Raw genomic sequence first — 23266 nt, forward strand, 5'->3', positions numbered from 1 at the left:
CTAAGTTGCTAATTCATAACAACTTTTTCCTTTTGCAATCTCTGCAAAATGCGCTCTAAGTCATTGATTCCATTGAAAAAAAGACAAATGTGTTGGAGATTTGGCTGAATCCTGCTACAGTGCAAATAAGTGCAATAAAGTGGTGAAAAATGCATTTGCATTCCCATTTTTGCCTGTTTTCAAGGATGCTTTTCTGTGTTTCAAGGTGCTTCATCGCTGAGTCTGGATGCCAAGGGCCGCTTGTCGGTGCCCACGCGCCACCGCGAGGTGCTCGCTGCCATGTCGCAAGGTCAACTCACCTTGACGCGCCACCCCCATGGATGCCTGATGATGTTCCCGCGCCCAGAGTGGGAGCGCTTTCGCGAGCGCTTGGCCGCCTTGCCCATGAGTGCGCAATGGTGGAAGCGCCACTTCCTGGGCAATGCCATGGATGTGGAGATGGATGGCACAGGGCGCGTGTTGGTTTCGCCCGAGTTGCGCGAGGCCGCAGGCATTCAGCGCGACACCTTGCTGCTGGGCATGGGCAACCACTTTGAACTGTGGGACAAAGCCACCTACGAAACCCAGCAAGCACAGGCCTTGCAAGGTGAGATGCCCGATGTGTTCAAGGATTTTTCTTTCTGAATGCCCACGGTGTCCTTGACATGTACCCACACCACGGTTTTGTTGCAAGAAGCGGTCGACGCCTTGGTGCACGACCCGCAGGGGTCTTATCTCGATGCCACTTTTGGCCGAGGCGGTCATTCGCGCGCGATATTGGCGCGCATGGGCCCAAACGCGCGCTTGTGTGCATTCGACCAAGACCCGCAAGCGGTGCAGTCGGCGCAGGATTTGTTGCAAGACCCGCGCTTTTCGGTTCGGCATGTGCCGTTCTCCAGCTTGCGCGATTGGCCTGCTGCCAGCTTGAGCGGCGTGTTGCTCGACATTGGGGTGAGCTCACCCCAAATCGACCAAGCCGAGCGCGGCTTTTCCTTTCGCCACGATGGGCCACTGGACATGCGCATGGACCCGACCCGCGGGCGCAGCGTGCACCAGTGGTTGGTCACGGCTTCACAAGAAGAAATTGCGGGGGTGATTCGTGACCATGGCGAAGAACGGTTTGCTGTTCAGATTGCAAAGGCGATTGTGGCTCGCCGAGAAGAGCGGGGCGCGCCTGCAAGCACCGCTGAGTTGGCCCAACTCGTGGCTGGCACGGTCAAAACCCGCGAGCCGGGCCAGGACCCTGCAACGCGCACATTTCAAGCTTTTCGGATTCACATCAATGCCGAGCTTGAAGAGTTGCAACAAGCGCTAGAGGCCAGCATCCATGCATTGCAACCTGGAGGGCGTTTGGTCGTGATCAGTTTTCACTCACTGGAAGACCGCATCGTCAAGCAGTTCATCGCGCGCCACAGCCGCGAGGTGTTCGATCGCCGCCAGCCCTTTGCCCCGGCGCCGGCTTTGCACTTGAAGGCTTTGGGTCGGGTGCGGCCCAGTGCGGCGGAAGTCTCGGCCAACCCGCGTTCGCGCAGCGCCATCATGCGCGTGGCCGAACGCACCCGGGTGGCCGCGCCATGACCCGGGTCAACCTGATGCTGTTGCTCGCGGTGCTGGCCAGCGCTTTGTACTTGGTGCGCGTGCAGTACGAATCGCGCCGCTTGACCACTGAGCTTGACCGCGCCAAAGACCGGGCCCAAGAGTTGCAAACCGAACACGATCGACTGGATTTGGAGCGTCGCTCTTTGGGCACACCTTTGCGTGTGGAAAAGCTCGCGCGCGAACAACTGCAAATGCGCACCGTCACGCCGGCCATCACCCAATACGCCCGCATCGGTGACACATCGGCCAGCGCCAACGCGCCGGTCAGCGACAAGCAAGGCACGCAGCCATGAGCACGCGCAGCGTTCAATACACCTCCAGCCCCTTGTTGGCGAGCAAAACACCGGTCTGGCGCAGCCAATTCATCGTGGCCTGCATCGCCGTGGGTTTTTTGGGCTTGGTGGGGCGCGCGGCCTATGTGCAGGTGATTGACAACGCATTCTTCAAAAAACAAGGCGCCATGCGCTTCATCCGCGTGCTCGAGTTGCCAGCCAACCGCGGCCGCATCTTGGACCGCAACGGCTTGATCTTGGCGTCAAGTGTGCCCACCCCCAGTGTGTGGGCCAACCCCGAAGACATCGACCGCACACCAGCCAAACTCAAAAACCTGGCCCGCCTGCTCAATATGACCACCCAAGAGCTTGAGCACAAGTTGGAGGACGAGGACAAAAACTTTGTCTGGCTGCGCCGACAAGTGGACGAGTCGGTGTGGCGCGAAATCGATGCGCTCAAGATCAAAGGCGTGTATGCGCGCATGGAATACAAGCGCAAATACCCAGAGGGCGAGGCCCTGGCGCATGTGGTGGGCTTCACCAATGTGGAAAACAGTGGCCAAGAGGGTGTGGAGCTGGCTTTTGAAAACCAACTCGGCGGCAAGTCGGGTTCGCGCCGGGTGATCAAAAACCGGCTCAAACAAGTGGTCGAACACATTGGCGAGGAAATTCCACCCGTTGACGGTCGCGATCTGCAGCTGAGCATCGACAGCAAGGTGCAATTTTTCGCCTACCAAAAGCTGCGCGAAGCGGTGCTGCAGCACAAGGCGCAAGCCGGCAGTGTGGTGGTGCTCGATGCCCAGTCGGGCGAGGTGCTGGCCTTGGCCAACTACCCCAGCTATTCCCCCGAGCGGCGGGTCAATCTCAGCGGTGCTCAGCTGCGCAACCGCGCGCTGACCGACACCTTCGAGCCGGGCTCGACCATGAAGCCGTTCGCCATCAGTTTGGCTTTGGAGAAGGGTTTGATCAAACCCGAGACCATGATCCAAACCGCGCCCGGGCGCATCACCATGGCGGGTGCCACCATCTCCGACGCCCACCCACACGGCATGCTCAGTGTCAACGAAGTGATTCAAAAATCGAGCAACGTGGGCACGGTGAAAATTGCCATGCAAATGCCCCCGCGTGAGATGTGGGAGATGTACACCCAACTCGGCTTTGGCATCAAGCCCGATTTGCCCTTCCCTGGGGTGGTGTCGGGTCGCTTGCGCGGTTACAAGACTTGGCGTCCGATTGAGCAAGCCACTATGAGCTATGGCTATGGCTTGTCGTCGAGCTTGTTTCAATTGGCCCAGGCTTACACGGTGTTTGCCCGCGATGGCGAGCGCATGCCGGTGAGCTTGCTCAAGCGCACCGAGCCGGTACAAGGGGTGCGGGTGATGGAAGCGCGCCACGCGGTGGCCGTGCGCCACATGCTCAATATGGCCGCAGGCCCCGGTGGCACGGCACCCAAAGCCCAAACCATGGGTTATTCGGTGGGTGGCAAAACGGGCACTGCGCACAAACAAGAAGGCAAGGGCTACGCCAGCAAAAAATACCGTGGATTCTTTGTTGGATTGGCGCCCATTGAAAACCCGCGCATTGTGGTGGCGGTGATGATCGACGAGCCCACCAACGGGGCTTATTACGGCGGTGACGTGGCCGCTCCCGTGTTCAGCCAAACCGTGCAGCAAACCCTGCGCATGATGGGCATCCAGCCCGACGTGGCGGTGCGCCCCCAGGTCATGGCCAAAGCGGAGCCTGAGTCGTTTTGATGCCCGCTTTGCACACCCCCCAACAAGCTGCGCAGTGGTTGCACCAGCGTGGCTGCGCACAACTGCACAGCGACAGCCGGCAGGTGCGTGCGGGTGACGGCTTTTTGGCTTGGCCGGGTGCGCGCAGCGATGGCCGCAGCCATGTGCCAGAGGTCCTGGCGCGCGGTGCGCGTGCTTGTTTGGTCGAGCGCGACGGCTGGGCCGAAGAGGCCTTGTTCAGCTCCGCGCCAACCATGGGCACGCTGCACAGCGTTGAAGGATTGGGCGCCTATGCGGGCTTGCGCCGCGACAGCGGTGCGATTGCATCGGCCTTCCACGGTCACCCCAGCAAGGCCTTGGATGTGCTGGCCATCACCGGCACCAATGGCAAAACCTCCACCGCCTGGTGGTTGGCCCATGCGCTGCAAGCCATGGGGCGTGGTTGCGCTGTCGTGGGCACTTTGGGCATGGGCGATGTGGCGCAGGCCGCGCAGTGGTCGCACGGTGGTGGTTTGACCACGCCCGATGCGGTGTTGCTGCAAGCGGGTTTGCGCCAATTTGTTGATCAGGGATTGGCGGCTTGTGCGATCGAGGCCTCGTCCATTGGTTTGCGTGAACACCGCCTGGATGGCACGGTGCTGCGTTTGGCAGTTTTCACCAACTTCAGCCAAGACCACCTCGATTACCACGGCAGCATGGACGACTATTGGCAGGCCAAGGCAGCTTTGTTTGAGTGGCCCGAATTGCCTGCGGCAGTGGTCAACGTCGATGACGCCCAAGGCAGCCGCTTGGCCCAAACCCTGTTGGCCAGAAAGCGCCCCGCCCAGGTGTGGACGTTTTCCTTTGCAGGGCCTGCGCGTTTGCAAGCAAAACACGTCCGTTGGCACGCTTCGAGCGAAGGTGGTGCGGGATTGGCCTTTGACGTCTGCGAGGGTGATGCGGTGATGCCCTTGCAAACCCGCATGGTGGGGGCTTTCAATGTCAGCAATGTGTTGGCGGTGATCGCCGCCTTGCGCGCCTTGGGCCACCCACTGGCCGATGCGGTGCGGGCCTGTGCCCATTTGCCCAGTGTGCCCGGGCGCATGAACAGCATGGGCGGCATCGACCAGCCTTTGGTGGTGGTGGACTATGCCCACACCCCAGACGCCTTGGAAAAAGCCTTGCAAGCCTTGCACAGCGTGGCCCAACAGCGTGGGGGCCGTCTGTGGTGCCTGGTGGGTTGCGGCGGCGAGCGCGATGTCGGCAAACGCCCGTTGATGGCGCGGGTGGCCGAAGCGCAAGCCCAGTGTGTGGTGCTCACCAGCGACAACCCGCGTAGCGAAGACCCATTGGCCATCTTGGCCCAGATGCGCGCAGGCTTGCACCAACCGGATCGGGCGCAAGTGCAAGCCGACCGGCGCCAGGCCATCACCGATGCCTTGGCCCAAGCCCATGCCCAGGACGTGGTGTTGATCGCCGGCAAGGGCCACGAGATGTACCAAGACATCCAAGGCCAGCGCTTGCCGTTTTCCGATGCGCAACTGGCCCAGGCCTGCTTGGACGCGGGGGCATGGGCATGAGTGATATGCAACTGAGCTTGGCCCAGGCCCAGCAATGGATCAGCGGCGCGCGTTGGGTGGGCGGGCCCGATGTGCGCTGCGGCCGGGTGCACACCGACACGCGCACGCTGCAAGCCGGCGACTTGTTTGTGGCCTTGCGCGGCGAGCGCTTTGACGCGCATGACTTTTTGCCCCAAGCCCAGGCCTTCGGTGCCCGCGCTGCTTTGGCTGAAAAAGGCTTGGCCGCAGCGGGCTTGGTGGGTTTGGAAGTGCCCAATAGCTTGCGCGCCTTGGGCGAGCTGGCCGCCGCTTGGCGTCAGCAGTTTTCGCTGCCCTTGTTGGCGGTCACAGGCAGCAACGGCAAGACCACGGTGACGCAAATGATCGCCAGCATCTTGCGCGCTTGGCACCCGGGGTCGGATCAAGCCTTGGCCACCCAAGGCAATTTCAACAACGACATCGGCCTGCCCTTGACCTTGCTGCGCTTGCGCCCGTCGCACCTGAGCGCTGTGGTCGAGATGGGCATGAACCACCCCGGCGAAATCGCCCAATTGGCCGCCATCGCCCGGCCCACAGTGGCTTTGGTCAACAACGCCCAACGCGAGCACCAAGAGTTCATGCACAGCGTGGCCGCCGTGGCCGAAGAAAACGGCGGCGTTCTGTCGGCCTTGGGGCCCGATGGTGTGGCGGTGTTTCCAGCCGATGACCCGCACACCCCGGTGTGGCGTCGCTTGGCGGGTGCGCGCCGAACATGGTGCTTTGGCTGGGAGGCCAGCGCTGAGGTGTGGCCGCAGCACAGCCGCTGGCAGGCCGATCATTGGGAAATTCAGTTGCACACGCCTGTGGGTGTGGTGGGCACCGAGCTGCACATCGCCGGTCGCCACAACCTGCGCAACGCCATGGCCGCCACCGCCACCGCCTTGGCCGCTGGGGCTCCTGTGGCCGCCGTGACCGAAGGCTTGCGCGCTTTCAGGCCGGTGGCCGGCCGCTCGCGCACGCACGCCTTGCAGTGGCAGGGGCACACCTGCACCGTGGTCGACGACAGCTACAACGCCAACCCCGACTCGGTGTTGGCGGCGATTGATGTGTTGGCCGACTTGCCCGCTCCACGTTTGCTGGTGCTGGGCGATATGGGCGAGGTGGGTGTGAATGGCGCAGCCTTTCATGCCGAGGTGGGCCAGCATGCACAAGCCAAAGGCATTGAACGTGTGTTCACCTTGGGCGAGTTGGCCCAATCCAGCGCGGCGGTGCATGCGGCGGCCACCCACTTTGGCGACATGGCGGCGTTGCAAGCGGCGGTACTGGCGCAGGCCGCCGAGGGTGGCAGCGTGCTGGTCAAAGGTTCGCGCTTCATGCGCATGGAGCGTGTGGTCCAGGCCCTGCGCGAACACGCATCTGACCAGGAGGCCACATGCTCTTGAGTCTGGCCCAGTGGCTGCAAACCTTGTCACCCGAATTCGGTTTTTTCCGCGTGTTTCAGTACATCACCTTTCGTGCAGTGATGGCTGCGCTCACTGCCTTGCTCATGGGCTTGATCGCGGGTCCGTGGGTGATCCGCAAACTGGCCGCACTCAAAATCGGCCAACCCATTCGCGGCTACGGCGTGGAGGCGCACCTGAGCAAATCGGGCACCCCCACCATGGGCGGTGTGCTGATCTTGATTTGCATCTCGGTCTCCACCTTGTTGTGGTTTGATCTGTCCAACCGCTTTGTGTGGATCGTGTTGTTGGTCACCCTGGGCTTTGGCGCCATTGGTTGGGTGGACGATTGGCGCAAAGTGGTGCGCAAAGACCCCGAAGGCATGCGCTCGCGCGAGAAATACTTTTGGCAGTCGGTGATTGGCCTGCTGGCTGCGCTTTACTTGGTGTTCAGCATTTCCGAGGTCAGCAACCTGCGCGTGCTGGAGTTGTTCTACCTGTGGGTGCGCTCGGGCTTTGATGTCGATTTGCCGCCCAAGGCCGATTTGTTGTTGCCCTTCTTCAAAGAAGTCAGCTACCCATTGGGGGTGTTTGGTTTTGTGTTGTTGACCTACTTGGTGATTGTGGGCGCGAGCAATGCGGTCAACCTCACCGATGGCCTGGACGGCTTGGCCATCATGCCGGTGGTGATGGTGGGCTCCGCCTTGGGGGTGTTTGCCTACGTCACGGGCAGTTCGGTGTATTCCAAATACCTGCTCTTTCCCTATATCCCAGGTTCGGGCGAGCTGATGATTTTTTGTGCTGCCATGGCCGGTGCGGGCTTGGCGTTTTTATGGTTCAACACCCACCCCGCGCAGGTGTTCATGGGGGATGTGGGTGCGCTGGCCTTGGGCGCGGCCCTGGGCACCATCGCGGTCATCGTGCGCCAAGAAATCGTGCTGGCCATCATGGGTGGCATTTTTGTCGTCGAAGCCCTGTCGGTCATGGCCCAGGTCAGCTACTTCAAATACACCAAACGCAAATATGGCGAGGGCCGGCGCATCCTCAAGATGGCGCCATTGCATCACCATTTTGAAAAATCTGGCTGGAAAGAAACCCAGGTGGTGGTGCGCTTTTGGATCATCACCATGCTGCTGTGCTTGATTGGCCTGTCGACCTTGAAGCTCCGATGAACACCGTGTACCCCTCCTCCTTGCAAAACCAAGCCGTGCTGGTGCTGGGCCTGGGCCAGTCGGGCTTGGCCATGGCGCGCTGGTGCAGCGAGCAAGGCGCTCGGGTGTGGGTGATGGACACCCGAGCTGAACCACCGGGCTTGGCCGATTTGCACACCCATGCACCGCAAGCGCAGTTCATCGCGGGTGAATTCGATGCCACCGTGTTGTCCAGCCAAGGCATCCGTGCCGTCTTCAAAAGCCCGGGTCTGTCCCCCGCCGAAGTGGCGCCTGTGTGGCGTGCAGCCATTGAAGCGGGTTTGTGGGTCGGCACCGAGTTGAGTTTGTTTGTCCACGCCCTGCGCGAGGCCCAGGCCCAAACGGGCTATGCCCCGCAGGTGCTCGCCATCACCGGTACCAATGGCAAAACCACGGTCACGGCATTGACCACCCGATTGCTCAAGGCCGCGGGTCAAGACGTGGTCATGGCGGGCAACATTGGCCCCAATTTGCTCGACACCTGGCGCGAGCGCGCCGCAGGTGCGGGCTTGCCAGCGGTCTGGGTGCTGGAGTTGTCGAGCTTTCAACTCGATGGGGTCGATGACTTTGAGCCCACGGCTAGCACCGTGCTCAACCTCAGCGAAGACCACCTCGATTGGCACGGCAGCATGGATGATTACTGCGCCGCCAAGGCCCGCATCGTGGGCAGCACCGGCTTGCTGGTGCTCAACCGCAATGATGCGCGCGTGATGGCTTTGCAGCCGGTCAGTGATGCCGCGAAAAAGAAAAAAGCCATCGAGCGAGAGGTCGCCTCCTTTGGCAGCGATGCGCCCCGCGTCGCCGGGGACTGGGGCCTGGAAAACGTCAATGGCATGAATTGGTTGGTGCGCTTGATCGAGCGCGAAGGTGGGCGCAAAAAGGCCCGTGCTGGTGCGCCTGAGCACGAGGGCTATGACGACGATGCGCCCTTCATGCAGCGCTTGATGCCTGCCGAGGCCTTGCGCATCAGCGGTCAACACAATGCCCTCAATGCGTTGGCCGCACTGGCCTTGGCCAGCCACACCCAAGCCACCTTGGGGCCCATGTTGTATGCCTTGCGCGAATACCGGGGCGAGCCCCACCGTGCCAGCACCGTGGCCGTGGTGCAAGACGTGGAATACATCAACGACAGCAAAGGCACCAATGTGGGTGCCACGGTGGCCGCCTTGCAAGGCCTGGGACAAGACCGCCGCTTGGTGCTGATCGCCGGGGGCGAAGGCAAGGGTCAAGACTTTTCCCCCTTGGCCGCGGTGGTGACTGGCCACACCCGTGCGGTGGTGCTGATCGGGCGCGACGCGCCCTTGCTGCGCCAGGCCTTGCAAGGCTGCGGCGTGCCGTTGATCGAGGCTGCGTCCATGCAGGACGCAGTGCGGTGCGGGGCCGAACAGGCCCAGGCTGGCGACGCGGTGTTGCTGTCACCAGCATGCGCCAGCTTTGACATGTTTGATCACTATGTGCAGCGCGGCGAAGCCTTTGCCCAAGCGGTGCAGGCCTTGGCCGAGGATGCTGGTGTGGTGTGGGAGGGTGCGGCATGAGCACGCTGACGCACAAACTGGGCGACGCCTGGGGACGCTGGCGTGGCAATGCACCCGCCGAAGGCCCAGACGCTTTGCCCGTAAGGGTGCACGGCACCGAGTTCACCCGCACCCGCGCCGCACCGGTGCGGGTCAAAGGCTTTGACCAGCCTTTGATTTGGGTCGCGGTCACCTTGTTGCTGTGGGGCTTGGTGATGGTGTACTCGGCCTCCATTGCCATGCCGGATAACCCGCGTTTTGGCAATTACGCCCAAAACCATTTTTTGCTGCGCCACACCGCCGCCATTGGTGTGGCCTTGGTGGCGGCCGCGTTGGCCTACCAAGTGCCCATGGATACCTGGGATAAATGGGCACCGTGGTTGTTCATTGCTTCGCTGGTGTTGCTCATCGTGGTGCTCATTCCTGGCATTGGCAAGGAGGTCAATGGGGCCAGGCGATGGATTGCCATGGGCTTTATCAACTTTCAGCCCTCCGAGTTGGCCAAGCTGGGCGTGCTCTTGTACGCCGCCAATTACATGGTGCGCAAGATGGAAGTGAAGGAAAAGTTTTTCAGCGCCGTTGCACCCATGGGGGTGGCGGTGGCGGTGGTGGGGTCGCTGTTGCTGGCCGAACCCGACATGGGGGCCTTCATGGTGATCGCCATGATTGCCATGGGCATTTTGTTCTTGGGCGGAGTCAACGCGCGGATGTTTTTCTTGATCGCTTTGGTGCTGATCATTGCATTTGTGCTGATGATTGCTTTGAGCGAATGGCGCCGTGACCGCATCTTTGCTTATCTCAACCCCTGGGACCCCAAGTACGCCCTGGGCAAGGGATACCAGTTGTCGCATTCGTTGATCGCCATTGGGCGGGGCGAGATTTTTGGTGTGGGTTTGGGCGGCAGCGTGGAAAAACTGCACTGGCTGCCCGAGGCACACACCGACTTTTTACTCGCCGTGATTGGCGAGGAGTTTGGTTTTGTGGGCGTGGTGACGATGATCGTTTTGTTCTTGTGGTTGACCCGACGCATCATGCACATTGGCCGCCAAGCGATTGCCATGGACCGCGTGTTCTCTGGGTTGGTGGCCCAAGGGGTGGGGGTGTGGATCGGTTTCCAAGCCTTCATCAACATGGGGGTGAACCTGGGTGCCTTGCCGACCAAGGGCTTGACCCTGCCGTTGATGAGCTTTGGCGGCTCCGCTATCTTGCTCAATTTGCTGGCCTTGGCCATTGTGTTGCGGGTGGACCATGAAAACCGACAACTCATGCACGGGGGTCGGGTATGAGCGCGGGTGTGGCACTGGTCATGGCCGGCGGCACCGGTGGCCATATCTTCCCCGGCTTGGCCGTGGCCCAAGGTTTGCGCGAACGCGGCTGGCGCGTGCATTGGTTGGGCGCACCGGCCCCGAGCATGGAGAGTCGCTTGGTGCCGCCACAAGGCTTTGCTTTTGAAACCGTGCAGTTTGGTGGCGTGCGTGGCAAGGGCTGGGCCAGCTGGATCGGCTTGCCCATGCGGCTGATCAAAGCTTTTTGGCAAAGCCTGCAAGTGGTGCGCCGCTTGCGCCCCGATGTGGTGGTGGGCCTGGGCGGCTACATCAGCTTTCCCGGCGGCATGATGGGCGTGCTGTGTGGTCGCCCCTTGGTGCTGCACGAGCAAAATTCCATCGCCGGCATGGCCAACCGCTGGCTCAGCCGGGTGGCGGCACGGGTGTTTTGTGCGTTTCCGGGCGCGATTGCCCGGGGCGAATGGATCGGCAACCCTTTGCGCGCGTCGTTTGCCCAACAAGCCGCACCGGCGATGCGGTTTGCTCAGCGCAGTGGTCCCTTGAGGGTGTTGGTGTTGGGTGGCAGCTTGGGGGCCCAAGCGCTCAACGAAGCCTTGCCGGCGGCATTGGCGCGCATGCCCGAATCCTTGCGACCACAGGTGCTGCACCAAAGCGGCGAGCGCCACATTGACAGCCTGCGCCAAGCCTATGCCCAGGCCGGTGTGCCAGCCGAACTCACCCCCTTCATCGACGACACGGCACACGCCATGGCCCAGGCCGATGTGGTGATTTGCCGCGCCGGTGCCAGCACCGTGACCGAATTGGCCGCAGTCGGGGTGGCCGCCTTGTTGGTGCCCTTCCCCTATGCGGTGGATGACCACCAAACCCACAATGCACGCTTTCTCAGCGACGCTCAGGCAGCGTGGTTGTGGCCGCAAACCGAACTGAGCGCCGAACGGCTGGCGCAGTGGTTGGCCGGCTTGAACCGCGCTGATTTGCAAGCCATGGCCGAGCGTGCCCAGCAGTTGGCCAAACCCGATGCCGCCACCCAGGTGGTGCAAGCTTGCGAACAACTGCGCAGCGAAGGGCGGTCATGAAGCAAGCCATTCGCCACATCCATTTCGTCGGCATTGGTGGCGCAGGCATGAGCGGCATTGCCGAGGTGTTGCACAACCTGGGCTATGGGGTGTCAGGTTCAGACTTGGCTGAAGGCCCGACCTTGGCGCGATTGCGCGCCTTGGGCATGGGCATCCAAGTCGGTCATGCGGCGGCGCACATCGCAGGTGCCGATGCGGTGGTCACTTCCACAGCCGTGCATGCCGACAACCCCGAGGTGGTGGCGGCCCATGCCAAGCTCATACCGGTGGTGCCACGCGCGGTGATGTTGGCCGAGTTGATGCGCTTGAAAAAAGGTGTGGCCATCGCCGGCACGCATGGCAAAACCACCACCACCAGTTTGGTTGCCAGCGTGTTGGCCGAGGCCGGCATGGACCCGACCTTTGTCATCGGTGGGCGCTTGAACAGCGCCGGCGCCCATGCGCGTTTGGGCAGCGGCGATTACATCGTGGTCGAGGCCGATGAGTCGGATGCCTCGTTTTTGAACCTGATGCCGGTGATGTCGGTGGTGACCAACATCGATGCCGACCACATGGAGACCTATGGCCATGACTTTGGGCGTTTGAAAAATGCCTTTGTCGAGTTTTTGCACCGCATGCCGTTTTATGGTGCAGCGGTGCTGTGCACCGACGATGCGGCGGTGCGCAGCATCTTGCCCCAGGTGTCACGGCCGATCACCAGTTACGGCTTTGGCGAGACGGCGCAAGTGCGCGGCCACAGCGTGCGCGCCGACAACGGGCGCATGCACTTTGGCGTGACCCGCAGCAATGGCATCCGCTTGCCCGAGATGGACATCACCCTCAACCTGGCTGGCGAGCACAACGTGCTCAATGCCTTGGCCGCCATTGCCGTGGCGGTGGAGTTGGGTGTGCCCGACAGCGCGGTGCAAACCGCCTTGGCGCAGTTCAAAGGGGTGGGTCGGCGCTTCCAGCGCCATGGTGAAGTGCCCACCCGTTCGGGCGCCGGGCACTTCACCTTGATCGAAGACTATGGCCACCACCCGGTGGAGATTGCCGCCACGCTGGCAGCGGCCCGAGGGGCGTTTGCCGGGCGGCGCTTGGTGCTGGCGTTTCAACCGCACCGCTACACCCGCACCCGCGACTGTTTTGAAGACTTTGTGCAGGTGTTGCGGCGCGCCGATGTGCTGTGTTTGTCCGAGGTCTATGCCGCGGGTGAAGCGCCGATTGCGGGTGCCGATGGCCGGGCCTTGGCGCGCGCCTTGCGCATGGCCGGTGACCAAACCCTGGCCTTTGTGGACGCCATTGCCGACATGCCCGCGCACATCTTGGACCAGGCCCAGCCCGGCGACGTGGTGTTGTGCATGGGCGCGGGCAGCATTGGCCAGGTGCCCAACCAAATTTTGCAAATGGGCCTGGGGGTGACGCCATGAGCGGCTTTGACATCACCAGCGCCTGTGTGGCCGTGTTGATGGGCGGCGACTCGGCCGAGCGCGACATCTCCTTGATGTCGGGCCAAGGCGTGTTGCAAGCCTTGTTGTCCAAAGGGGTTCAGGCCCAGGCTTTTGACCCGTCCACACAAGATCTGTCGGCCTTGCGCGGCTTGGGCATCACCCATGTGTTCATTGCCTTGCATGGACGCCATGGCGAAGACGGCACGGTGCAAGGGGCCTTGGAGTTGCTGGGCATTCCCTATACCGGCTCGGGCGTGATGGCCTCGGCCATCGCCATGGACAAGGTCATGACCAAACGCTTGTGGCGCAGCCACGGCCTGGACACACCCGCATCGGTGTGCCTGAGCCCAACCGAACAAAGCGCGGCGCGCATTGCCGCCATTCCGGCTGAATTGGGCCTGCCTTTGATCGTCAAGCCGCCGCGCGAAGGCTCATCGATTGGGGTGACCAAGGTCAGCCAAGCCAGTGAGATGGTCAATGCGGCAACCTTGGCCACCCGCTATGACCCCGAGTTGTTGTGCGAGGCCTTCATCGATGGCGACGAAATCACCTGCCCGGTGTTGGGCGAAGGCGCGGGCGCCGTGGCACTGCCAATTGTGCGCATCGCCGCGCCACAAGGTGACTACGACTACCAAAACAAATACTTCACCGACACCGTGAAATACCACTGCCCCAGCGGTTTGCCCGCAGCGGAGGAAGAGGCCATTCAGCAACAGGTGCTGGCCGCCTACCGCAGCCTGGGATGCCGTGGTTGGGGCCGCGCTGATTTGATGATCCGCGCCAGCGACCGCAAGGCCTTTTTGCTCGAAATGAACACTTCGCCGGGCATGACGAGCCATTCTTTGGTGCCAATGTCGGCGCGTGCGGCCGGCATCTCTTACGAAGACCTGTGCCTGCGCTTGATCGCCAGCGCCAGTTTGGACAGCCGCCGCGGGGTCGCACCATGACGGTGATGCAACGCCGCCTGCGACCTCCCCGGGTGGTGCCAGTGGAGGTGCCCTGGGACGCCAAATGGATGAACGCCTTGGCCAATCTGTTGTTGTTGGGTTTCATGGGCATGCTGATTGGTGCGGCACTGTGGTGGGGCGTGCGCCACACCCATTTCAGCTTGCAGCGCATCACCGTGGACGGTGATGTGGCGCACAGCAACGAAGTCACCTTGCGTGCCAATGTGGCACCCCGCTTGAGCGGCAACTTTTTCACCATGGACCTGGCCCAAGCGCGGGCCAGCTTCGAGGCGGTGCCGTGGGTGCGCCGTGCAGTGGTGCGCCGGGAGTTTCCCAACCGCTTGCGCGTCACCCTCGAAGAGCACCAGCCCGTGGCCCTGTGGGGCAATGAGGGCGATGCCCGCATGGTCAACCAACAAGGCGAGTTGTTCGAGGCCAATGTGGCCGAGGCCGACGTCGAGCGCATGCCCCGCCTGATCGGCCCCGATGCCCAATCGGCCGAGGTGCTGGGCTTGTACCGCTTGCTCACGCCCATGTTTGGTCAATTGCACTTTGAGCTCAGCAGTTTGGAGCTGACCGCACGCGGCAGCTGGCGTGCTCATTTGGAGGGGGGGTCGGTGGTGGAGCTGGGACGTGGCCAAGCGCCGCAGGTGCAAGAGCGGGTGCAGCGCTTGACGCAAACCTTGACCCAAGTGGCCAGCCGCTATGGGCGCCGGGTCAGCGCCATGGAGTCGGCCGATCTGCGCCACGACAACGGATACGCGCTGCGCTTGCGCGGGGTGAGCACGCTCGACACCCAGGGCCTCAAAAGGTAAGGACAAGGAAATCACATGGCAAAAGAATACAAAGATCTCGTGGTGGGCCTGGACATTGGCACCAGCAAGGTGATGGCCGTGGTGGCCGAGGTCTTGCCCGGCGGAGAGCTGAAGATCGCTGGCATGGGGGTCGCGCCCAGCAACGGCCTCAAGCGCGGTGTGGTGGTCAACATCGACGCCACGGTGCAAAGCATCCAAGCGGCTTTGAAAGAGGCCGAATTCATGGCCGATTGCAAAATCACCAAGGTCTACACCGGCATCACTGGCAGCCACATCCGTGGCATGAATTCCAGCGGCATGGTGGCGGTCAAGGACCGCGAGGTCACCGCCCCCGATGTGGCCCGGGTGGTGGAGACTGCCAAGGCGATCAACATCTCCACCGACCAGCGCTTGTTGCTGGTCGAGCCGCAAGAGTTTGTCATCGACGGCCAAGACGTGAAAGAGCCGATTGGCATGAGCGGCATCCGCTTGGAGGCCAAGGTGCACATCGTCACTGGTGCCCAAAGCGCCGCTGAAAACATCATCAAATGCGTGCGCCGCTGTGGACTGGATGTCGAGCAGTTGATGCTCAACCCCCTGGCCTCGAGCTATTCGGTGCTGACAGCCGATGAAAAAGAGCTGGGTGTGGCCCTGGTTGATATTGGCGCGGGCACCACCGATGTGGCCATCTTCACCGGCGGCGCGATTCGCCACACCGCGGTCATCCCGATTGCGGGCGACTTGATCACCAGCGACATCGCCATGGCCTTGCGCACGCCAACCAAAGACGCAGAAGACATCAAGGTCGAGTCCGGCTATGCCAAGCAACTGTTGGCCAACCCAGAGATGCAGGTGGAAGTGCCCGGATTGGGCGATCGGGGCCCGCGCATGCTCAGCCGCCAGGCCTTGGCCGGGGTGATCGAGCCGCGTGTTGAAGAGATTTTTTCGCTGGTGCTGCAAGTCATCCGCGAGTCGGGTTTTGAGGAGGTGTTGTCCTCGGGCATTGTGCTCACGGGTGGCAGCGCCATCATGCCCGGCATGGTCGAGCTGGGCGAGGACATTTTCTTGAAGCCCGTGCGCCGTGGTTTGCCCCAGTACAGCGGTGCTTTGGCCGACATGGTGGCCCAGCCGCGTGCAGCCACCGTCATGGGTCTGCTCGAAGAAGCCCGCCTGGCCCGCCTGCGCGGCTTCAAGGTGGCACAAAACAATGGTTCGGTGCAGACCGCCTTGGGTCGCATCAAGGACTGGTTGGTGGGGAACTTCTGATGAACAACACCCAATGGTTGGCCATGGCCCGCGCCAGTCCGCCCGCATGGGGGGTGTGGCGATGGCGACCTTGTTGCCGTGGTGCACCCCCAGATGGTTGAATGAATCGCAAACATTAAAAAAACACTTGGCAACTGCAAACAACGGATCAATAGGAGTAGAAAAATGAGCATCGAAATGGTTGAAGAAGAAGCGTTCAACTCAGGCACCATGATCAAGGTGATTGGCGTGGGTGGTGGCGGCGGCAACGCGGTCGAGCACATGATCAACACCCATGTTCAAGGGGTGGAGTTCATTTGTGCCAACACCGATGCGCAAGCCCTGCGCCGCAGCGCGGCGCACAAGGTGATCCAACTCGGTCAAAGCGGTTTGGGTGCGGGCAGCCGACCCGAGCGCGGTCGCGACGCAGCCATGGCTGCTGAAGAGGACATCCGAGCAGCCCTCGAAGGCGCGCACATGTTGTTCATCACCGCTGGCATGGGTGGCGGCACCGGCACTGGGGCCGCACCGGTGGTGGCACGCATCGCCCGCGAAATGAATATCTTGACCGTGGGTGTGGTGACCAAGCCCTTTGAGTGGGAGGGCGGCCGACGCCTGACCAATGCCGAGGCCGGTTTGTCCGAGTTGGAAGCCAATGTGGACTCCTTGATCGTGGTGCTCAACGAAAAGCTGCAACAAGTGTTGGGCGAAGAGGTCACGCAAGACCAGGCCTTTGCCTTTGCCAACGACGTGCTGAAAAACTCGGTGGGTGGTATCGCCGAGATCATCAACGTGGAAGCCTTGGTCAACGTGGACTTTGAAGACGTGCGCACCGTGATGAGCGAGCACGGCAAAGCCATGATGGGCACGGCCAAAGCCAGCGGCCCCGATCGTGCGCGCATTGCCGCTGAACAAGCGGTGGCGTGCCCACTGCTGGAAGGCGTGGACATGTCAGGCGCCAAAGGCGTGTTGGTGTTGATCACCGCGGCCAAGGGCGGTTTGAAGCTGGCCGAGTCGCGCGAAGCGATGAACACCATCCGCGCCAGTGCCTCTGCCGATGCGCATGTGATTTACGGCACGGCGTACGACGACGAGTTGGGCGATGAAATTCGCGTGACCGTGGTGGCCACGGGCTTGGCGCAGTCGGGTCGCCGTGCTGCCCCACCGCTGCAGGTGCTGCGCAATGGCACCGATGGCATGGCTTACCCCAGCGCCGCCGAGACCCAGCCGACACAGGTGAGTTCACAAGCCAGCACCGCGAGTGCAGGTGTGGGCGTGCCTGACTACACCGGCATGGCCGTGCCCAGCGTGTGGCGCACCAACCGCACGCATGCGGCCGCCAAGGTGGATGCGATGTCCTCTGGTGGCATGGACGATTACGAGATCCCAGCGTTTTTGCGCAAGCAAGCGGATTGAGCGTTTTTATGCTTTGAAAAACGGCCTTCGGGCCGTTTTTTCTTTGTGCTGCGCTGAAAGGACTCCCCCTCACAACCCTAGACTGCACTGCTTGGGTGGCTCGAACTCCCCCTCTGAAACCGCCATCTCGGGGTGCGCGAGCTTCCTCCGGTCGCTGCGCTCCAACGTCGTCAGCCCGCACACCCACTCGTGCCGGTTTCGGTCAAGTGCTGGTTTGTCAGTTGTATGCTCACATCCTTTACTTCGCAGCACCGGTGGTGGGTGCGTCGCCCGACAACATTGGAGCGCAGCGACTGGCGGAGGGCGGCGTGCCCGCCGGCGGGGCGGGTTCAGCCAAAGTGGTGACGAACACCATCAACTCGCTTCACACAATAGATGAAAAAGCGAACGCTGAACCACAACCTACTGCAGCGCATTAAAATCACACCGTGCTGCAACAACGAACGCTCAAAACCATCACCACCGCCGTCGGTGTGGGTTTGCACAGCGGGCAAAAGGTGGAACTCACTTTGAGGCCGGCACCCCCCGACACCGGCATTGTGTTTCGCCGCACCGACTTGCCGCAACCGGTCACCATCCCTGTTTCGGCCACGGCCGTGACCGACACCCGCTTGGCTTCCACCATTTCGCACTTGGGCGCCAAGGTGTTGACCGTTGAGCACCTGATGTCGGCCTGCGCGGGTTTGGGGCTGGACAATTTGTTTGTGGACATCACCGCCGAAGAAGTCCCCATCTTGGATGGGTCGGCGGCCTCGTTTGTGTTTTTGCTCCAAAGCGCGGGCATTGCTTTGCAAAACGCGCCCAAGCATTTCATGCGCGTGTTGGAGGTGGTGGAGGTGAGCGAGGGCGAAGGGGCGGCGCGCAAATGGGCGCGGCTGAGCCCGCACAATGGTTACAAACTCAGCTTTGAAATTGACTTTGATCACCCTGCGGTGGACTCCACCGGCCAGCGGGTGGTGTTTGATACCGATGGGGGCAGCTATGTGCGCGACATTGCGCGCGCCCGCACCTTTGGTTTCACCAAAGATGTCGAGGCGATGCGGGCCAATGGCCTGGCCTTGGGCGGGGGTTTGGACAACGCCATCGTGATGGACGACTACAAGATTTTGAACAGCGAAGGCCTGCGCTACGACGATGAGTTCGTCAAACACAAAATCCTTGATGCCATGGGCGATTTGTTTTTGCTGGGCCGGCCTTTGCTGGCGGCGTACAGCGCGTTTCGCTCGGGACACGCCTTGAACAACCGCTTGTTGCGCGAATTGCTCAGCCGACCGCAAGCCTATGAAGTGGTCAGTTTTGCCGATGAGCGCCAAGCCCCGCGTGGGTTGGCGCAGTTGGCCCCGGCTTGGTGACACGCCATGTTGCTGGTGCGCTGGGCGGTTTTGTTTTTGCTGTTGGTCTCGGCCTTGCTTTTTGCCGCCTTCATCGCCACCGGTGAAACCCGTTATCGCATTTGGGGTTGGAAGGTGCTGCGGGTCACCGTGGGCGCTGCTTTGGTGTTTTTTGCTGTGCTGATTTTGGAGCGCTTGTAAAGAGCCATCCTGCTTTGCCGCATTTCCACCGCGCCCCCAAAGTTGTTCAAGCCGTATCCGCCCCACAGCAAGCGCTGATCAGCCGCTGCGGCCACCCCGAAACACTGCGCTGGACTTGCTGCGTGGGGCCCCAGCGGTTTGCAGCAGCGCCAAGCTGCGCCCGGCATGGGCGTGCATGATGGCCAAGCCCAGGGCATCGGCTGCGTCGGGGCCGGGCAGGCCAGGCAAATTCAACAGCCGTTTGACCATTTCTTGCACCTGTGCTTTGGCCGCTTTGCCGTGACCGGCCACAGCTTTTTTCATTTGCAAGGCGGTGTATTCGGCCACCGGTAGATTGGCGCTGACCAAGGCGGTCAGGCAAGCGCCGCGCGCTTGGCCGAGCAACAAAGTCGCTTGGGGGTTGACGTTGACAAACACAATCTCCACCACCGCTGATTGCGGTTGGTAGCGCGCCACCACTTCATGGATGCCGTCGAACAACAGTTTGAGTCGCGCGGGCAGGTCGGCGCGCTGTGCCGATTGGGTGCGGATGGTGCCGCTGGCCACATAGCTCAGTTGCGCGCCTTCAGCGTCGACCACGCCAAAGCCCGTGGTTTGCAAGCCCGGATCGATGCCCAAGATGCGCATGGCGTTTCCTTTCAAGGCAAGCGCGCCGCGCCCAGGCGGGCAACGATCACTTCGGCGCGCTGGGCCAAATAGGCAGAGCTGGGCAGCCGCTCAAAGTATTTGGGTCGCGGCAGCATCACGGCCAGGCGCGCGGCTTCATAGGGTGTGAGCTGTTGGGCTGACTTGCCAAAGTAGTGCTGGGCTGCGGCTTCGGCGCCAAACACGCCTTCGCCCCACTCCACGCTGTTGAGGTAAATTTCCAAAATTCGCTGTTTGCTGAGCAGGCCTTCCAAGGCCAGGGTGAGGACAAATTCTTGGGCTTTGCGTGCCCAGGTGCGCTCACCGGAGAGCAGCAGGTTTTTGGCCAACTGCTGGGTGATGGTGGAGCCGCCCACGATCTTGGGTGTGCTGCTGCGCGATGCGCTCGCTTGCGCTGCTTGTTGCTGGGCGCGGGTGTTTTTGGACCAGGCTTTTTCAATCGCATCCCATTGCACCCCATCGTGTTGGGCAAAGATGTCGTCCTCGGACACCACCACGGCGCGTTTGAGGTGGATGGATATGCGATCGTAGGGCTGCCACTGTTGGCGCCAGGGCAAGCTGTTTTTTTGCCGCAGGATGCGCACTGCCTCGGAGCGTTGAAAGCTGGTGGAGGCCGGGTCCCACCAGGCCAAAACGGCAATGCGCAGCACAAAAAACAATTGCAGCGCCAAGCCTGCGATCAGCACCAAGGCCAGCCAACGCATCAGCGGGCTGGTGACAGAGGACAGGGTGGGCCAGCGCATATCAGCGGGTTTGCACGCTGCCGTCGCGGCTGAACTGAAAGCGTGCCACCATGGCCAATTGGTCAGCACTTTGGCGCATGGCGGGATCAAAGGTGCCAAACGGACCGGCACTGCGGGCAATGGCGATCGCGCGCAGGTCGAGCGCGCGTTGGCCTGAGCTGGTCGCCACCTCTGCGGTGAGCACCTTGCCTTGTGCATTCACGGTGATGATCATGGTCAGCTCGCCATACAGTTTTTGGCCGTCTTGCTGCGGAAAGTGGCGTGTGCCGTGGGCCTCGATTTGGCGCCGCATGGCGTCATAGTATTGGGCGTAAACCACCTCTTGGGTGCTGGGGCTGATGTAGCGCTTGCGCGGCTTGGCGTTGTCTTGTTCGATGCGCTGCTCAATCTCGGCCAGCAGTTTGAGCAGCTGCTGGCGTTTGGCCTCTTGCGCTTGCTGCTGGGCGTTGTCAGGCGCGGGTTGGGTCTCCGGGATCAGGGCCAAGCTGGCCTTGATCTGGCTCAGCAGTTGGGTTTGTTTGAGCCTCAAGGCCGCCAATGTTTGAGCGGCCGAGGGCTCGAGTTGATCGCCTTCGGTGCTCAGGGCCGCGCTGGGCAGGGGAGAGCGGGCACGGCCTTGATCGGCGTCACCGCCACCGGTCAAGCGGGTTTGCGCCAGGGCTTGGGCGGGGGTGGCCTCATCCGATTTGGCCCGGGTGTTGACCAAGATCACTTCCAGCGGGCTGGTTTGGAACAAACGGTCAAAGCGCTCGGGGTCAGCGATGCGCAGGCTGAGCAACCCGCCGTGCACCAACAGGGACACGCCCAAAGCGATTTGCAACGGTGACCAGCGCTGCCACATGCTCAGGTGCTGGAGGGGGCCGGTGCCTCGCCATCGGCGTCGCTGAGATCGACGGCAATGGCGATGGGCCCGGCGGCTTCGTCGTCGTCGGCCTCGCTGGCGGGTTCTTGGCCGGGGTCGTCCCCGATCAGGGCCGCAAAATGCCCTTGCACGTCCAGGCTGATGTCGTCTATGGGCCCCAAGCGCAAGCGCACCTGTTGACCGCGCGCCAGTGTGCTGGGGCCGCCCACGATGGGCAGCACCAAAGGCAAACGCTGCGCGCGGGCCAGCACCGGCATGCCGGGCATGGCCTTGATCACATCGGCATCAATTTCTTCGGTGTGGTGTTGGCGCAGCCACTGCAAAGTCCAAAAGCGCTCCATGCTGGCCTGGTGGGCGTTGTAGGCGCTGTAGGTTTCTTCAAAAGTCGAGATGATGGAAAACAGAGCTGCATCTTTGGGTTTGAAGGGGGCAGCGAGTGCCGCCGTGGCGCCATGGCGCACGCAGGCGATCAGTTGCCACTGGTTGACCAAGTCGGTATAGCGGCGCAGTGGCGATGTGCTCCAGGCGTAGCAAGGCACGCCAATGCCGGCATGCGGCAAGGCCTTGGTGCCCATGCGCACCTTGATGCCCGGGGCCAAACTCGCTTGGCTGCGGTAAATCGCAGGCACGCCCAGGCTGGCCATCCACTGGCCCCAGGTGCTATTGGCCAAGATCATGGCCTCGGCCACGATCAGGTCCAGCGCCGCGCCGCGTTGGCGCACGCTGATGTCTACGGTTTCCTGGCCGCGCGGTGGCCCGCCATTCAAGCCCTGCAAGCGGAAGTTGTAGTCGGGGCGGTTGAAGGTTTCGGGCTTGCCGCGCACCACCTCGCGCTGCGCTTTGAGGTGGCGCGCCAGGCGGTGCAAAAAAGCCAGTTGGGCGCGCGGCATGGCCGGTTCGGTCACGCTGCTCGGGTGGGAAAAGCTCGGGTCGTCCAGCCACTGCGGGGTGACCACATCGTCGAGTTGGTCGTGGCGCAAGTTGGCGGCGATCGGCACTTGCTCCAAACGGGTGTGGCTGCCCATGATGGCCAAGGTGTCGGCATCGAACTGCACATACAACGACAAGGCGGGACAGGCACGTCCTTCTTGCAAGGTGTAGTGCTGCACCACGCCATCGGGCAGCATGGTGATTTTGTGGCCCGGCATGTAGACGGTGGACAGGCGTTGCCGGCCGACCTGATCGATGGCGTCACCCGGTTGCAGCGCCAGGCCCGGCGCGGCGATGTGGATGCCCACGGTGATGTGGGCGCTGCCCAGGCCTTGTACCGACAAGGCGTCGTCGATTTCGGTGGTTTGTGAGTCGTCGATGGAGTAGGCCTGCACATCGGCCAGCGGCAAGTCAACCGTGGCACTGGGCGCTTGCAGCGCTGGAAACTGGGTGCCCTTGGGGAAGTTTTCAAACAAAAACCGCTGCCAATGGAACTCGTAGGCCGAGGTGATGGCCCCCGCGCGTTGCAGCAAGGCCAGTGGTGCCATTTGGGTGGCACGGGCGGCTTGCACCACGGCTTTGTACTCGGGCCCGTTTTTGTCGGGCCTGAACAAAATTTTGTACAACTGCGCCAACACCGGCTCGGGGCATTGGCCGTCGCCCAGGGCCAAGGCCCAGGCGTCGATTTGCGCCAATTGCTGTTTTTTCTTGTCGATCGCCACCAGGGCTTGCTGGATCACTTCGGCGGCGGCTTTTTTGAAGCGCCCGCGCCCGGCGCGGCGAAAGTAATGCGGGGCTTCGAACAAGCGCAGCAAGGTGGCGGCTTGTTGGGTCAAGCTGGCGTTGGCGCTGAAGTACTCGCGCGCCAAGTCGGCAAAGCCAAACTCGTCTGTGGGGGCGAACTCCCAGGCCAAGTCCAACTCAATGGTTTGGGCCAAGGCGTTGGCCTCGCGCATCAAATCGGCGGGGCTGGGTTGGTCAAACTTGATCAGCATCAGGGCCGACTTGACTTTGACGCGTTTGCCCGTGTCCAGCTCGACTTGGGCCGAAGCTTCAGCCTCGGAAAGGACCCGACCGGTCAGAAATTTTCCGGCATCTTCAAACAGTGCATACATGC

21 protein-coding genes are annotated in these 23266 nt (G+C 62.0%); 17 read left to right on the top strand and 4 right to left on the bottom strand.

From position 1 onward, the window contains the following. Positions 1 to 195: 195 nt before the first annotated feature. From mraZ to AC8GFZ_RS00585, 17 genes are all read left to right on the top strand, one after another. Positions 196 to 624: a division/cell wall cluster transcriptional repressor MraZ gene (mraZ, locus tag AC8GFZ_RS00505; RefSeq protein ID WP_506641253.1), complete on the top strand. Its 429-nt coding sequence runs from the start codon at positions 196 to 198 to the stop codon at positions 622 to 624. Next, positions 625 to 1557, top strand: a complete 933-nt coding sequence (rsmH, locus tag AC8GFZ_RS00510; RefSeq protein ID WP_506641255.1) for a 16S rRNA (cytosine(1402)-N(4))-methyltransferase RsmH — start codon at positions 625 to 627, stop codon at positions 1555 to 1557. It begins immediately after the preceding gene. Beyond that, positions 1554 to 1871 (top strand): cell division protein FtsL, encoded by a 318-nt coding sequence (gene ftsL / locus AC8GFZ_RS00515; RefSeq protein ID WP_506641257.1) that lies wholly within the window; start codon positions 1554 to 1556, stop codon positions 1869 to 1871. The genes rsmH and ftsL overlap by 4 nt, the downstream gene beginning before the upstream one ends. Then, positions 1868 to 3604, top strand: a complete 1737-nt coding sequence (locus AC8GFZ_RS00520; protein WP_506641259.1) for a peptidoglycan D,D-transpeptidase FtsI family protein — start codon at positions 1868 to 1870, stop codon at positions 3602 to 3604. Before ftsL ends, AC8GFZ_RS00520 begins: the two co-directional genes overlap by 4 nt. After that, entirely contained in the window at positions 3604 to 5142 is a 1539-nt protein-coding gene (locus AC8GFZ_RS00525) for a UDP-N-acetylmuramoyl-L-alanyl-D-glutamate--2,6-diaminopimelate ligase (protein ID WP_506641261.1), read from the top strand. The genes AC8GFZ_RS00520 and AC8GFZ_RS00525 overlap by 1 nt, the downstream gene beginning before the upstream one ends. Further along, entirely contained in the window at positions 5139 to 6542 is a 1404-nt protein-coding gene (locus AC8GFZ_RS00530; RefSeq protein ID WP_506641263.1) for a UDP-N-acetylmuramoyl-tripeptide--D-alanyl-D-alanine ligase, read from the top strand. Before AC8GFZ_RS00525 ends, AC8GFZ_RS00530 begins: the two co-directional genes overlap by 4 nt. Next, on the top strand, positions 6533 to 7711 hold the full coding sequence (mraY, locus tag AC8GFZ_RS00535) for a phospho-N-acetylmuramoyl-pentapeptide-transferase (protein ID WP_506641265.1): 1179 nt from the start codon (positions 6533 to 6535) through the stop codon (positions 7709 to 7711). The genes AC8GFZ_RS00530 and mraY overlap by 10 nt, the downstream gene beginning before the upstream one ends. Then, positions 7708 to 9264, top strand: coding sequence for a UDP-N-acetylmuramoyl-L-alanine--D-glutamate ligase (gene murD / locus AC8GFZ_RS00540; protein ID WP_506641267.1), 1557 nt, complete (start codon positions 7708 to 7710; stop codon positions 9262 to 9264). The genes mraY and murD overlap by 4 nt, the downstream gene beginning before the upstream one ends. Beyond that, positions 9261 to 10529 (top strand): putative lipid II flippase FtsW, encoded by a 1269-nt coding sequence (ftsW, locus tag AC8GFZ_RS00545; RefSeq protein ID WP_506641269.1) that lies wholly within the window; start codon positions 9261 to 9263, stop codon positions 10527 to 10529. The genes murD and ftsW overlap by 4 nt, the downstream gene beginning before the upstream one ends. Further along, entirely contained in the window at positions 10526 to 11605 is a 1080-nt protein-coding gene (gene murG, locus AC8GFZ_RS00550; protein WP_506641271.1) for an undecaprenyldiphospho-muramoylpentapeptide beta-N-acetylglucosaminyltransferase, read from the top strand. Before ftsW ends, murG begins: the two co-directional genes overlap by 4 nt. After that, complete coding sequence (gene murC / locus AC8GFZ_RS00555; protein WP_506641273.1) at positions 11602 to 13014, top strand: UDP-N-acetylmuramate--L-alanine ligase; 1413 nt, start codon at positions 11602 to 11604, stop codon at positions 13012 to 13014. The genes murG and murC overlap by 4 nt, the downstream gene beginning before the upstream one ends. Beyond that, positions 13011 to 13982: a D-alanine--D-alanine ligase gene (locus tag AC8GFZ_RS00560; RefSeq protein ID WP_506641275.1), complete on the top strand. Its 972-nt coding sequence runs from the start codon at positions 13011 to 13013 to the stop codon at positions 13980 to 13982. The genes murC and AC8GFZ_RS00560 overlap by 4 nt, the downstream gene beginning before the upstream one ends. Further along, a complete protein-coding gene (locus AC8GFZ_RS00565) occupies positions 13979 to 14797 on the top strand; it encodes a cell division protein FtsQ/DivIB (RefSeq protein WP_506641277.1) in 819 nt (272 codons plus the stop codon). Before AC8GFZ_RS00560 ends, AC8GFZ_RS00565 begins: the two co-directional genes overlap by 4 nt. Before the next feature lie 15 nt (positions 14798 to 14812). Further along, positions 14813 to 16042, top strand: a complete 1230-nt coding sequence (gene ftsA, locus AC8GFZ_RS00570) for a cell division protein FtsA (RefSeq protein WP_506641279.1) — start codon at positions 14813 to 14815, stop codon at positions 16040 to 16042. 165 nt (positions 16043 to 16207) lie between these two features. Next, on the top strand, positions 16208 to 17437 hold the full coding sequence (gene ftsZ, locus AC8GFZ_RS00575; protein WP_506641281.1) for a cell division protein FtsZ: 1230 nt from the start codon (positions 16208 to 16210) through the stop codon (positions 17435 to 17437). 428 nt (positions 17438 to 17865) lie between these two features. Beyond that, the gene (gene lpxC / locus AC8GFZ_RS00580; protein WP_506641283.1) at positions 17866 to 18789 is read left to right on the top strand and encodes a UDP-3-O-acyl-N-acetylglucosamine deacetylase; all 924 of its coding nucleotides are present in this window, start codon (positions 17866 to 17868) and stop codon (positions 18787 to 18789) included. A gap of 6 nt (positions 18790 to 18795) precedes the next feature. Next, positions 18796 to 18969 (top strand): hypothetical protein, encoded by a 174-nt coding sequence (locus AC8GFZ_RS00585; RefSeq protein WP_506641285.1) that lies wholly within the window; start codon positions 18796 to 18798, stop codon positions 18967 to 18969. 78 nt (positions 18970 to 19047) lie between these two features. Here AC8GFZ_RS00585 and ruvC read toward each other — a convergent pair whose 3' ends face one another. From ruvC to AC8GFZ_RS00605, 4 genes are read right to left on the bottom strand one after another with little or no spacing between them, the layout of a single operon-like run. Continuing rightward, positions 19048 to 19596, bottom strand: a complete 549-nt coding sequence (gene ruvC, locus AC8GFZ_RS00590) for a crossover junction endodeoxyribonuclease RuvC (protein ID WP_506641287.1) — start codon at positions 19594 to 19596, stop codon at positions 19048 to 19050. A gap of 11 nt (positions 19597 to 19607) precedes the next feature. After that, positions 19608 to 20357: a monofunctional biosynthetic peptidoglycan transglycosylase gene (gene mtgA, locus AC8GFZ_RS00595; protein ID WP_506641289.1), complete on the bottom strand. Its 750-nt coding sequence runs from the start codon at positions 20355 to 20357 to the stop codon at positions 19608 to 19610. A 1-nt stretch (position 20358) separates the two neighbouring features. Beyond that, a complete protein-coding gene (locus AC8GFZ_RS00600) occupies positions 20359 to 21198 on the bottom strand; it encodes an energy transducer TonB (protein ID WP_506641291.1) in 840 nt (279 codons plus the stop codon). Between the two features lie 2 nt (positions 21199 to 21200). Further along, the gene (locus tag AC8GFZ_RS00605) at positions 21201 to 23264 is read right to left on the bottom strand and encodes a ribonuclease catalytic domain-containing protein (RefSeq protein ID WP_506641293.1); all 2064 of its coding nucleotides are present in this window, start codon (positions 23262 to 23264) and stop codon (positions 21201 to 21203) included. Positions 23265 to 23266: the final 2 nt, after the last annotated feature.

The organism is Limnohabitans rimovensis (SeqCode), assembly GCF_965234775.1.
Taxonomy (GTDB): Bacteria; Pseudomonadota; Gammaproteobacteria; order Burkholderiales; family Burkholderiaceae_C; genus Limnohabitans; species Limnohabitans rimovensis.

Excerpts from the sequence above, each read along its gene's own strand:
- AC8GFZ_RS00530 (WP_506641263.1), top strand. The coding sequence starts at position 5,139 with ATGAGTGATATGCAACTGAGCTTGGCCCAGGCCCAGCAATGGATCAGC.
- ftsW (WP_506641269.1), top strand. The coding sequence starts at position 9,261 with ATGAGCACGCTGACGCACAAACTGGGCGACGCCTGGGGACGCTGGCGT.
- mtgA (WP_506641289.1), bottom strand. The coding sequence starts at position 20,357 with ATGCGCTGGCCCACCCTGTCCTCTGTCACCAGCCCGCTGATGCGTTGG.
- AC8GFZ_RS00565 (WP_506641277.1), top strand. The coding sequence starts at position 13,979 with ATGACGGTGATGCAACGCCGCCTGCGACCTCCCCGGGTGGTGCCAGTG.
- AC8GFZ_RS00520 (WP_506641259.1), top strand. The coding sequence starts at position 1,868 with ATGAGCACGCGCAGCGTTCAATACACCTCCAGCCCCTTGTTGGCGAGC.
- ftsA (WP_506641279.1), top strand. The coding sequence starts at position 14,813 with ATGGCAAAAGAATACAAAGATCTCGTGGTGGGCCTGGACATTGGCACC.
- ftsL (WP_506641257.1), top strand. The coding sequence starts at position 1,554 with ATGACCCGGGTCAACCTGATGCTGTTGCTCGCGGTGCTGGCCAGCGCT.
- AC8GFZ_RS00600 (WP_506641291.1), bottom strand. The coding sequence starts at position 21,198 with ATGTGGCAGCGCTGGTCACCGTTGCAAATCGCTTTGGGCGTGTCCCTG.
- mraY (WP_506641265.1), top strand. The coding sequence starts at position 6,533 with ATGCTCTTGAGTCTGGCCCAGTGGCTGCAAACCTTGTCACCCGAATTC.
- AC8GFZ_RS00560 (WP_506641275.1), top strand. The coding sequence starts at position 13,011 with ATGAGCGGCTTTGACATCACCAGCGCCTGTGTGGCCGTGTTGATGGGC.
- murC (WP_506641273.1), top strand. The coding sequence starts at position 11,602 with ATGAAGCAAGCCATTCGCCACATCCATTTCGTCGGCATTGGTGGCGCA.
- rsmH (WP_506641255.1), top strand. The coding sequence starts at position 625 with ATGCCCACGGTGTCCTTGACATGTACCCACACCACGGTTTTGTTGCAA.
- murD (WP_506641267.1), top strand. The coding sequence starts at position 7,708 with ATGAACACCGTGTACCCCTCCTCCTTGCAAAACCAAGCCGTGCTGGTG.
- AC8GFZ_RS00585 (WP_506641285.1), top strand. The coding sequence starts at position 18,796 with ATGTTGCTGGTGCGCTGGGCGGTTTTGTTTTTGCTGTTGGTCTCGGCC.
- ftsZ (WP_506641281.1), top strand. The coding sequence starts at position 16,208 with ATGAGCATCGAAATGGTTGAAGAAGAAGCGTTCAACTCAGGCACCATG.
- AC8GFZ_RS00525 (WP_506641261.1), top strand. The coding sequence starts at position 3,604 with ATGCCCGCTTTGCACACCCCCCAACAAGCTGCGCAGTGGTTGCACCAG.
- murG (WP_506641271.1), top strand. The coding sequence starts at position 10,526 with ATGAGCGCGGGTGTGGCACTGGTCATGGCCGGCGGCACCGGTGGCCAT.
- AC8GFZ_RS00605 (WP_506641293.1), bottom strand. The coding sequence starts at position 23,264 with ATGTATGCACTGTTTGAAGATGCCGGAAAATTTCTGACCGGTCGGGTC.
- ruvC (WP_506641287.1), bottom strand. The coding sequence starts at position 19,596 with ATGCGCATCTTGGGCATCGATCCGGGCTTGCAAACCACGGGCTTTGGC.